Raw genomic sequence first — 9814 nt, forward strand, 5'->3', positions numbered from 1 at the left:
GGTCGGTGCGGGGCTCCCAGGCGGGGGGCGGGGTCGGCCGGTAAGCACCGGGCTGCTCGAGGACCGTCATGACGAGCACCTCCTCTGGGGGCAGGTGTGAGGCATGCGTGGGGCAGGCGTGACCGGAAAGCGTCTGCGCTCTCCCTACCGATTGTTCGGTTGCCGGTGCATTTTGGCTACAGGCGGCCCGGGCCTGTGGACAAACGGTTTTCCACAGCCTGAGATATGCACAGCGCGTCCACTCAGGGGAGGCATGGCGGTATGCCGGACGAACAGATGGCCAAAACGAGCCCCAGAACGCCCGCACGACCGCTCGACGAGATCGACCGCTCGATCCTGCACATGCTCCAGACCGACGGAAGGGCCTCGATCCGGTCCGTGGCCGAGCGGGTGCACGTCTCCCGTGCCAACGCCTACGCGCGGATCAACCGGCTCATCGACGACGGGGTGATACGGGGCTTCGGGGCCCGCATCGACCAGGAGCGGGCCGGGCAGGGCGCGTCCGCGTACATCACGCTGAAGATCGTCCAGAACTCCTGGCGCACCGTGCGGGAAAAGCTCAGCGTGCTGCCCGGGGCCTCGCACATCGCCCTGGTCAGCGGGGACTTCGACGTCCTCCTGCTGGTGCACACCAAGGACAACCGCGCCCTCCGCGAGCTCGTGCTCACCCGGATCCAGGCCATGGAGGAGGTGCTGAGCACCCGCACCCTGCTGGTCTTCGAGGAGCAGGACCTCAAGGAGGGCGTCAACGGGCGGGAGGTGTGAGGCGGCACGAGGCGCTGCCGGCGGGGGCCCGCCGGCGCGCCCCGCGCCCCACGCTCAGTGCGCCCGAAGCCCCGCGCTCAGTGCGCCCGAAGCCCCGCGCTCAGTGCCCCCGCAGCCCCGCGAACGCGGTGGCGATCACCGCGTCGGCGACCTCCTCGCTGGTGGCGGCGTTGCCGCGCTCCGGCCGGTACCACTCCACCACGGAGTTGATCATCCCGAAGAGGAGCCGGGTCGCCAGCCGGACGTCCACGTCGGCCCGCAGGTCGCCGTCGGCGGCGGCCTCCTTCAGGAGGGCCGCGACCCGGTGGTCGAACTCGCGGCGGCGCTCCATAGCCCAGCGCTCGGTGTCGGTGTTGCCGCGCACGCGCAGCAGCAGCGTCACATAGGGGAGTTCGGCGATCAGCACCTCGACGGTACGGCGGGTGACGTACTCCAGCCGGTCCACGGCGGCCCCGGTGGTGGCCCCCGGCTCGTCAAGGACGGCGAACAGCCCGTCCAGCGCCCGGCTTATGGCGCGCCGCAGCAGCTCTTCCTTGCTCCGGACGTGGTGGTAGATCGAGGACTTGGAGATCCCCGCGGCGCGCGACAAGTGCTCCATGGAGGTGCCGTCGTAGCCGCGCTCGTTGAACACCGCGACGGCGACCGCGAGCAGCGATTCCGGCGTGTAGGTGTCACGCTTGGCCATGGTCATGATGGAAGCAGGCTCTCCTTGACGGCCGCTCGGCGGCGCAGCGACTGGGACGGGGCGTAGCGCCCGCCCGGGTATTCGGACTCCATGTTCGCCAGGAAGCGGCGGACCCACGCGGCTCCGAGCTCCCGGCCCCACTCCAGCGGCCCGCGCGGGTAGTTCACGCCGAGCCGCATGGCGATGTCGATGTCCTCCCGCCCCGCGACGCCCCGGCCGGCGGCGTCCTCGGCGAGGTCGACGAGGAGGGCGACGGTCCGCGCGACGATCAGGCCGGGCGCGTCCGCCACGACGCTGACCTTCTTGCCGAGCGCCTGGAAGAGGCCCACGGCGGCCCGCAGATCGGCCGGGGACGTGCCGGGGGAGGCGGCGAGGGCCACGCGCTCGCAGGAGCGGTAGTCCAAGGCCAGGTCGAAGCGGACGGCCGGCTCTCCGGCGTCGCCCGTGGCGGAGCGGCCGTCGGTGAGGGCCAGCTTCGCGCCGCCGGGCAGCGCGAAGTACCCGTCGCCGTCCGCTTCCTCGCGTGTCAGGACGATGCCCGCGGCTTCGGCGAGCTCCGGCAGGACGGCGGCGGCGGGGGGCAGGACACCGTGCAGGACGAGCGCCCCGGGCGCCTTCTCGGGTGCCGCGGTGTCCGGTTCCGGCCGCGCGGCGCCCTCGGCGTGGTCGTACCAGCCGCGCCCGCTCTTCCGTCCCAGCAGCCCCGCCTCCACCAGACGCCGTTGGGCCAGCGACGGGGTGAACTTCGGGTGGTGGAAGAACGCCTCGTACACCGAGCGGGTGACGGCCTCGTTGACGTCCTGGCCGATGAGGTCGGTGAGTTCGAACGGGCCCATGGCGAAGCCGCCGCTCTCGCGCAGCACCGCGTCGATGGTGGCGGGGTTGGCGGCGCGCTCCTCCAGGAGGCGGAAAGCCTCGGCGTAGAACGGCCGGGCCAGCCGGTTGACGATGAAACCCGGGGTGTCGGCGCAGCGTACGGGCGTCTTGCCCCAGGCCGTCGCGGTGGCGTACGCGCGGTCGGCGGCGGCCGGGTCGGTGGCGTGCCCCCGGACGATCTCCACGAGCGGCAGCAGCGGCGCCGGGTTGAAGAAGTGCAGGCCGACGAGGCGTCCCGGGCGGCGCAGCGGCCCGGCGACCGCCGTCACGGGCAGGGACGAGGTGTTGGTGGCGAGCAGGCAGTCGTCGGCCACGACCTCCTCCAGCTCACGGAACAGCCGCTGTTTGACGTCCAGTCGCTCGACGACGGCCTCGACGACGAGCGCGCAGTCCGCGAGCCCGGCGAGCTCCGCGACCGGACGCAGCCGCGCGACGGCCGCGTCCCGGGCGTCCGCCGGCATCCGGCCCTTGGCCACAAGGCGGTCCAGACGGGTGGCGACGGCCCGCGCGGCCTCCTCGGCGCGGCCCGGCAGCGCGTCGAACAGCCGCACCGGGTGGCCCGCGACCAGGGCGACCTGGGCGATGCCCTGGCCCATGGTGCCCGCGCCCACGACGGCCACGGCGTGCTCCGGCTCGATTGCGGTCATGGCAGTGATCCTCCCCGATGAGGTGGTCCCGGATTCGCCGGGCCCCCTTGTCCCGACCGATCGTTCGGTTAATGTATCTGGCGGGTACGACAACGGCACGCGGCCGTACGGATCCGGCACCACCGTTTCGTCTGGTTCGACTGTCTTTTCCGTGTTCACCCGGCTCATCAAGCGCACCGGCCGCACCAAGCTCAGCGGCCCACCGAGCCACCGAGCTCACCGGATCGCCGAGTTCACCAAGTTCATCGAGACCACAGAGTTACCGAGTTCATCGCCACCGCATCCACGCCCGTCCGACGAGGAGTTGGTCAACCGTGACCGCCGGACTCACCATCGATCAGTTGGCCGAGAAGCACTCCGCCACGCTCGACACGGCCCTCGACGTCATCCGCACGCGCGCCTACTGGTCCCCGCACCCCGAGCATCCCAAGGCGTACGGCCCCGATCAGGACGGCGGTCTGGACGCCGCCGCGGGTCAGGCGGCCTTCGAAGCCCTCCGGGACCGGCGCTTCGATCTCGACCAGCCCGGCACGGACGGCTGGACGGGATCCGAGGTCTCCCCCTACGGGCCGCGACTCGGCGTCGAGTACCCCCACGCCGATTTCACCGTGCTGCTCCCGGCCATGCGGTCCGCGATGCGCCCGTGGCGCGAGGCCGGCCCCCGCCACCGGGCGCTGGTGTGCCTGGAGATCCTCAAGCGGATCAGCGCCCGGACGCACGAGATGGCGCACGCGGTCATGCACACCAGCGGCCAGGCGTTCATGATGGCGTTCCAGGCCGGCGGCCCGCACGCGCAGGACCGCGGCCTGGAGGCCGTGACCTACGCGTACGCGGCGCAGGCCGAGGCCGAGCGGACGGCCGAGTGGGTCAAGCCGCAGGGCAAACGCGACCCGCTGAAACTGGCCAAGGAGTTCACCGCCGTCCCGCGTGGCATCGCCCTCGTCATCGGCTGCAACACCTTCCCCACCTGGAACGGCTACCCCGGCCTCTTCGCCTCGCTCGCCACCGGCAACCCCGTCCTGGTCAAACCGCACCCGCGCGCGGTCCTGCCGTTGGCGCTGACGGTACGCATCGCGCGCGAGGTGCTGCGCGAGGCCGGCTTCTCCCCCGACCTCGTCGCCCTGGCCGCCGAGCGGGACGGCGAGGGGATCGCCAAGTCGCTGGCCGTCCACCCGGACGTCCGGATCATCGACTACACCGGCTCCACGGCGTTCGGCGACTGGCTGGAGGCCAACGCCAAGCAGGCCCAGGTCTTCACCGAGAAGGCCGGCGTCAACACCGTGATCATCGACTCCACCGGCGACTACCGGGGGATGCTGTCCAACCTGGCCTTCTCGCTCTCCCTCTACAGCGGCCAGATGTGCACCACTCCGCAGAACCTGCTGATCCCGCGCGGCGGCATCGGCACGGACGCCGGCCACAAGACGTACGACGAGGTGGTGGCCGACCTGGCGGCGGCCGTCGAGAAGCTGCTGGGCGACGACGCCCGGGCGAACGCCCTGCTGGGCGCCATCGTCAACGATCAGGTCAAGGAGCGCGTGGAGGCCGCTGGCCGGCTCGGCGAGGTGGCGCTCGCCTCCCGCGCGGTGGCCAACCCCGACTTCCCCGACGCGACCGTCGTCACCCCGGTGATCGTCAAGCTCGACGGCGCCAAGCCGGACGCCGAGGCCGCGTACTTCTCCGAGTGCTTCGGCCCGGTGTCCTTCGCGGTGGCCGTGGACTCCACGGCGGAGGCGGTGGAACTGCTGCGCCGCACGGTGCGGGAGAAAGGCGCGATGACCGTCGGGGCGTACACCACCTCGGCGGAGGCGGAGGAGCTGATCGAGCAGGCGTGCCTGGAGGAGTGCGCACAGCTTTCGCTGAACCTCACCGGTGGCGTCTACGTCAACCAGACCGCCGCGTTCTCCGACTACCACGGCTCGGGCGGCAACCCGGCGGCCAACGCGGCGCTGTGTGACGCGGCGTTCGTGGCGAGCCGGTTCCGCACAGTGGAGGTGCGACGGCAGGCGTGACCCGGTGGCGGGCCGGGGCGCCGGTGGGCGGCCGACGCGGACCGTCAACCCGACGCGGTCCGGTCCGTCATCCCGCCGCCTTCGGCCCGCCCCAGTGGAACAGCGCCATCCCCACGCTCGTGGCCAGGTTGTAGCTCGACACCTGCGGGCGCATCGGCAGCGCGACCAGCCGGTCCGCCCGCGCCCGCACCTCGTCCGAGATGCCGTGGCGCTCGGATCCGAAGGCGAGCACGGCATCGTCCGGCAGGGTGACGGACCGGATGTCGTCGCCCTCCGGGTCCAGCGCGAACAGCGGTCCGTGCGGCAGGCCGTCGGCCGTCACCCGCTCGACGGCCGTGGCGTAGTGCAGCCCCGCGCCCGCCCGTACGGCGTTCTGGTGCCAGGGGTCGAGGTCCCCGGTGGTGACGACGCCGGTCGCCCCGAAACCGGCGGCCAGCCGGACGACCGCCCCGACGTTCCCGAGGTTGCGCGGATTGTCGAGAAGGACGACGGGAGCGGGCCGGGGGCCGCGGGCCAGGGCGGCGAGGTTGTCCTCGCGGGTGGGCCGGGCGGCCAGGGCGGCCACCTCGGTGGTGTGACCTCGGGGTACCAGCTCGCGCAGGACGGCCCGGTCCACCTCCGTCAGGAGCCCGCGCAGCGGCTCGGTCACGTCGTCGGCGAGCCGGTCCGCCAGCGCCAGGACGGCCGCCGCGTCGGTGGTGAGCACGGGGCCGACCCGGGCTCCGAAGCGCAGGGCGTGCTTGATGGCGTGGAATCCGTCGAGCAGCACGGCACCGGGGGCCCGTTCGCCCCACTGCCGCACGGCGATACCGGTCGCGTCCTCGGTCATGGGCTCAGCCTACGGCGCTGACCTGGGACGTCGGGGCATCGGGACGTCGTGGGACGGGGGCCGGGATCGGGGACGGAGTCTCGAACTCCGCACGGTCACCCCGACGCCGAACGGGCCGGGTCCGTCTCGGCGCCGTTCCGCCCATCGCCGTGCCCGGTGTCCTGCCCGTCACAGTGCGCCGCGTCCTGCCCGGCGTCCTGCCCGGTGCCTTGGCCAGTGTCTTGCCCGGTGCCTTGGCCGGTGTCTTGACCGCCGACCTGCCGGGTGTCCTGTCCGGCGGCGCCCCGCCCGTCGGAAGCCGCCGCTCCGCTCCCGGCCGGCACGGCCGCCGCCCGGCGGACCGGGATCTCCCGCCGGTTGAACCGGAGGAGCAGGTTCCAGGCGCGTGTCGCCGTCCGCCCCACCGCGTCGCCGACGCGCACCAGGAACACCGACGGCAGGAACACGGCGTCCGCGCAGATCATCACCAGGGAAAAGAAGGGCAGCCCGAGCAGGACCGCGATCCCCACATGCTCCGCGATCATCACCGCCACCAGGGCGTTCTTCACCCTGCGGTTGATCAACGTGAAGGGGAAGGCCGCCTGGACGGCGACCGTCCCGTAGCTGAGCAGCAGCACGACGACGCCGCTGGCGGCGAGTGCGTGCGACAGGGCCGGCCAGGGGGAGAAGTAGTCCAGGTGCAGGGGGTAGTAGAGCGCGCTGCCGTCCTGCCAGAGCGTGCCCTGCACCTTGTACCAGCCGGCCGCTCCGTAGATGAGGCAGACCTCGGCGAGTATCACGAGCAGGGCGGCGTTGTGCATCAGGTGCCCGAACGCGGCCATGACCGCGCGCGGTTCCGTACCGCCGTACCGCCGCACGGCCCACCAGAGCCCGTGCCCGCTCCACAGGGCCCACAACAGCGTGGCCCAGCCGATGCCCGGGACCGGTCCGTGCGCGGTCCAGGCGAGCCGGGTGTCCGCGTCGGTCGTCGCCAGGACCAGCGCCAGACCGCAGAGCGCCCACAGCACGATGCCGGTGACGTCCCGGTCCCGGCCCGGGTCGGCGCCGGCGCCCGGCCCGGGGGCCGCGGCCCGGCGGCGCGCGCGCCGGGCGTCGAGCGACCACACCTGCCCGCAGCGGGTGAACACCGTGTAGATCGCCATCAGATGGAGGACGTTGTCCCCGCCGTCGCCGACGAAGACGCTGCGGTTCTGCAGCGACAGCAGGCCGATCATGTAGAGAACGGACATGGTCCGGGTCCGCCAGCCCAGCATCAGCAGCAGAGCCGAGGCCATCGCCAGCAGGTAGACCAGCTCGAACCACCAGCCGCTGTCGGACCACATGAGCACCGTGAAGGCGCCGTTGTCGTCCGTCAGCCGCCGGGCGAGGCCCCAGCTCCAAGGGGCGTCCGGGCCGTACAGCTCATGGCGGTTGGGCCACTCGCGGGCCAGGAAGAACAGCCAGGTGAAGGAGAACCCGATCCGGATCAGGGCGGTCTGGTACGGGCCGAGGGAGGCGCCGGTGACCCGGGCGTAGGCGCGTGAGCAGGCGGTACGTACAGAGGAGACGGTCACAGGGAACGCACCGCCTTCAGGTCGTCCGGGGTGACCTGCCACCAGGCCAGCTCACGCCGGACCGGTTCGCCTGCCTGCCCCTTGCTCCACGGCGGAGGCGCGACGTTCGAGGTCACCGAACGGAGCTGGACGCGTTCCAGCCGGTTTCCGTCGCGGTCGAGGTCCAGCCGGGAGACGGCGATCCGGCGCAGGTACTCCTCGGCGAGCGGGCTCCGCTTCCCGAGCGGCCGGCCCTGGTCGTCGTGCCAGGCGAGGTAGAAGTCCCAGGCGCGGCGGAGCTGGTTCTGCCGCGCGTGGCTCGGGAGGGGGTTGTGGTGGATGGCGGCACCGTCCTGGGCGGAGAGGTCGGTCCACGGAGTGACCGTGACCTTGCCGTCCGGGGCGCGCACCCGGGCACGGACCTGGACGTGGATGTTCTGCTGGAGCGGATTGGGCGCGAAGAACTTCCAGTTCTGCTCGAATTCGGGCAGAACGTAGTCCGCGATGGTCGAGGAATGCTGCTTGCTGACCGTGTTCTGCGGCGCGACATGGAAGAACATCATGCCCAGATGCACCGCCGTCACCAGGGCGACGATCAGGGCGCCGAGTGCGATCACGCAGCGGGCGGGCCGGGACAGTCCGGCGGGCGCGGCCGGAGCCGCCCGTTCACCGGCGCCGTCCTTCCGCTCGCGTCCGTCGTCCGTTTCCATGTACGCCCCGTTTTCGCTCGTTCGTCGCGCGGACGCCTTCCGCGCACCCGAACGGTACCGACCCGCCCGCCGGCGACGCAGCGGCCATAAGGCCTTGACCCTCGTCGCCCGGCCCACACCGGTGCCGCCGCGCTGATGCCCCGGGGTTCCTCGGGGTGGCGAGGCCGTGGGCATCAGGGGCTCCGGCCCCCGCCCCGTACGGGTCGCTCGGCCGCCCCCGAGACGCCTCGGCCCGGTTGTCCACAGACCGTCACCGACCGTTATCCACAGCCTTGACACGGCTCGGGAGCCACCTCACCATTGAACCGAACGATCGGTCGGTAGGGCGTCGAGGCTTCCACGGCCTCCTCGCCGCGCGACGGCCTGGCGTTCACGCGTTCACATCGGACGAGGGGGCAGCGGCATGACCACGACGGCACCGGAGACGGTGGACACGGCGGCGCTGGAGGCGGTGTTCGACGCCGCCGTGGCGGCGGACGAACGCATCGAGCCGCGCGACTGGATGCCCGACGCCTACCGCGCCACCCTGATCCGGCAGATAGCCCAGCACGCCCATTCCGAGATCATCGGCATGCAGCCCGAGGCCAACTGGATCACCCGGGCGCCCTCGCTGCGGCGCAAGGCCATCCTCATGGCCAAGGTCCAGGACGAGGCGGGTCACGGCCTCTACCTCTACAGCGCCGCCGAGACCCTGGGCGTCAGCCGGGACGAGCTGCTGGACAAGCTGCACGCCGGCCGCCAGCGGTACTCCTCGATCTTCAACTACCCCACCCTGACCTGGGCCGACGTAGGGGCCATCGGCTGGCTCGTGGACGGCGCGGCCATCACCAACCAGGTCCCTCTCTGCCGCTGCTCCTACGGCCCGTACGCGCGCGCCATGATCCGCGTCTGCAAGGAGGAGTCGTTCCACCAGCGGCAGGGATACGAGCTGCTGCTGGCCCTCAGCCGCGGTACGGAGGCCCAGCACGCCATGGCCCAGGACGCGGTGAACCGCTGGTGGTGGCCGTCGCTGATGATGTTCGGCCCGCCCGACGGCGAATCCCCGCACTCCGCCCAGTCCATGGCCTGGAAGATCAAGCGGCACTCCAACGACGAACTGCGCCGGCGCTTCGTCGACATCTGCGTCCCGCAGGCCGAGTCCCTCGGCCTCACCCTCCCCGACCCCGACCTTCGGTGGAACGAGGAGACCGGGCACTACGACTTCGGCCCGATCGACTGGAACGAGTTCGACGAGGTTCTGCGCGGCAACGGCCCCTGCAACGAACAGCGGCTGGCCCGCCGCCGCGAGGCCCACGAGGAAGGCGCCTGGGTACGGGAGGCCGCCGCCGCGTACGCGGCCAAGCACATTCCCGGTCCCCGCCCCTCCGACGCCCCGCATCACACCCCCGAGCGCGGGACCGCCGCGTCCGGCCCCACCGAGCACCCGGAGGCGATGGCATGACCGGCACCGACTGGCCGCTGTGGGAGGTGTTCGTCCGCAGCAGGCGCGGCCTCTCGCACACCCACGCCGGCAGCCTGCACGCCCCGGACGCGCGGATGGCCCTGCGCAACGCCCGGGATCTGTACACGCGCCGGTCCGAGGGCGTCTCGATCTGGGTCGTTCCCTCCGACGCCGTCACCGCCTCCTCGCCGGACGAGAAGGACCCCTTCTTCGAGCCCGCCGGCGACAAGGCGTACCGCCACCCGACGTTCTACGAGATTCCCGAAGGGGTGCGGCACCTGTGACCCCGCCCTCCACCGACCCAGCCACCGCCCCGG

General features: G+C 72.2%; 9 protein-coding genes. 4 read left to right on the plus strand and 5 right to left on the minus strand.

From position 1 onward, the window contains the following. Positions 1 to 261: 261 nt before the first annotated feature. Positions 262 to 765 carry an Lrp/AsnC family transcriptional regulator gene (locus ACSNOK_RS25700; protein ID WP_436783145.1) on the plus strand — a complete coding sequence of 168 codons (504 nt, stop codon included), beginning with the start codon at positions 262 to 264 and terminating at the stop codon, positions 763 to 765. 100 nt (positions 766 to 865) lie between these two features. Here the strand turns inward: ACSNOK_RS25700 and ACSNOK_RS25705 are convergent, their stop codons facing one another. Together ACSNOK_RS25705 and ACSNOK_RS25710 are read right to left on the minus strand one after the other, a co-directional pair. Next, positions 866 to 1456, minus strand: coding sequence for a TetR/AcrR family transcriptional regulator (locus ACSNOK_RS25705; RefSeq protein ID WP_436783146.1), 591 nt, complete (start codon positions 1454 to 1456; stop codon positions 866 to 868). After that, positions 1453 to 2973 carry a 3-hydroxyacyl-CoA dehydrogenase gene (locus tag ACSNOK_RS25710; RefSeq protein ID WP_436783147.1) on the minus strand — a complete coding sequence of 507 codons (1521 nt, stop codon included), beginning with the start codon at positions 2971 to 2973 and terminating at the stop codon, positions 1453 to 1455. The genes ACSNOK_RS25705 and ACSNOK_RS25710 overlap by 4 nt, the downstream gene beginning before the upstream one ends. A 314-nt stretch (positions 2974 to 3287) precedes the next feature. Here ACSNOK_RS25710 and paaN point away from each other — a divergent pair, with 314 nt between their 5' ends. Continuing rightward, on the plus strand, positions 3288 to 4985 hold the full coding sequence (gene paaN, locus ACSNOK_RS25715; RefSeq protein WP_436783148.1) for a phenylacetic acid degradation protein PaaN: 1698 nt from the start codon (positions 3288 to 3290) through the stop codon (positions 4983 to 4985). Positions 4986 to 5052: 67 nt separating this feature from the next. On the opposite strand, the gene ACSNOK_RS25720 is transcribed toward paaN, so the two are convergent. The 3 genes from ACSNOK_RS25720 to ACSNOK_RS25730 form a co-directional block, all read right to left on the minus strand. Continuing rightward, the gene (locus ACSNOK_RS25720) at positions 5053 to 5814 is read right to left on the minus strand and encodes a TrmH family RNA methyltransferase (RefSeq protein WP_436783149.1); all 762 of its coding nucleotides are present in this window, start codon (positions 5812 to 5814) and stop codon (positions 5053 to 5055) included. A gap of 95 nt (positions 5815 to 5909) precedes the next feature. Then, positions 5910 to 7367 carry an HTTM domain-containing protein gene (locus ACSNOK_RS25725; RefSeq protein ID WP_436783150.1) on the minus strand — a complete coding sequence of 486 codons (1458 nt, stop codon included), beginning with the start codon at positions 7365 to 7367 and terminating at the stop codon, positions 5910 to 5912. Continuing rightward, a complete protein-coding gene (locus ACSNOK_RS25730) occupies positions 7364 to 8056 on the minus strand; it encodes a DUF5819 family protein (RefSeq protein WP_436783151.1) in 693 nt (230 codons plus the stop codon). Before ACSNOK_RS25730 ends, ACSNOK_RS25725 begins: the two co-directional genes overlap by 4 nt. Before the next feature lie 403 nt (positions 8057 to 8459). Between ACSNOK_RS25730 and paaA the strand changes: the two genes are divergently transcribed. Both paaA and paaB read left to right on the plus strand, forming a co-directional pair. Beyond that, positions 8460 to 9497 carry a 1,2-phenylacetyl-CoA epoxidase subunit PaaA gene (gene paaA / locus ACSNOK_RS25735; RefSeq protein WP_436783152.1) on the plus strand — a complete coding sequence of 346 codons (1038 nt, stop codon included), beginning with the start codon at positions 8460 to 8462 and terminating at the stop codon, positions 9495 to 9497. Continuing rightward, entirely contained in the window at positions 9494 to 9781 is a 288-nt protein-coding gene (gene paaB, locus ACSNOK_RS25740) for a 1,2-phenylacetyl-CoA epoxidase subunit PaaB (RefSeq protein WP_436783153.1), read from the plus strand. The genes paaA and paaB overlap by 4 nt, the downstream gene beginning before the upstream one ends. Positions 9782 to 9814 lie beyond the last annotated feature (33 nt).

The organism is Streptomyces sp. URMC 126 (genome assembly GCF_051386555.1).
Classification (GTDB): Bacteria; Actinomycetota; Actinomycetes; order Streptomycetales; family Streptomycetaceae; genus Streptomyces.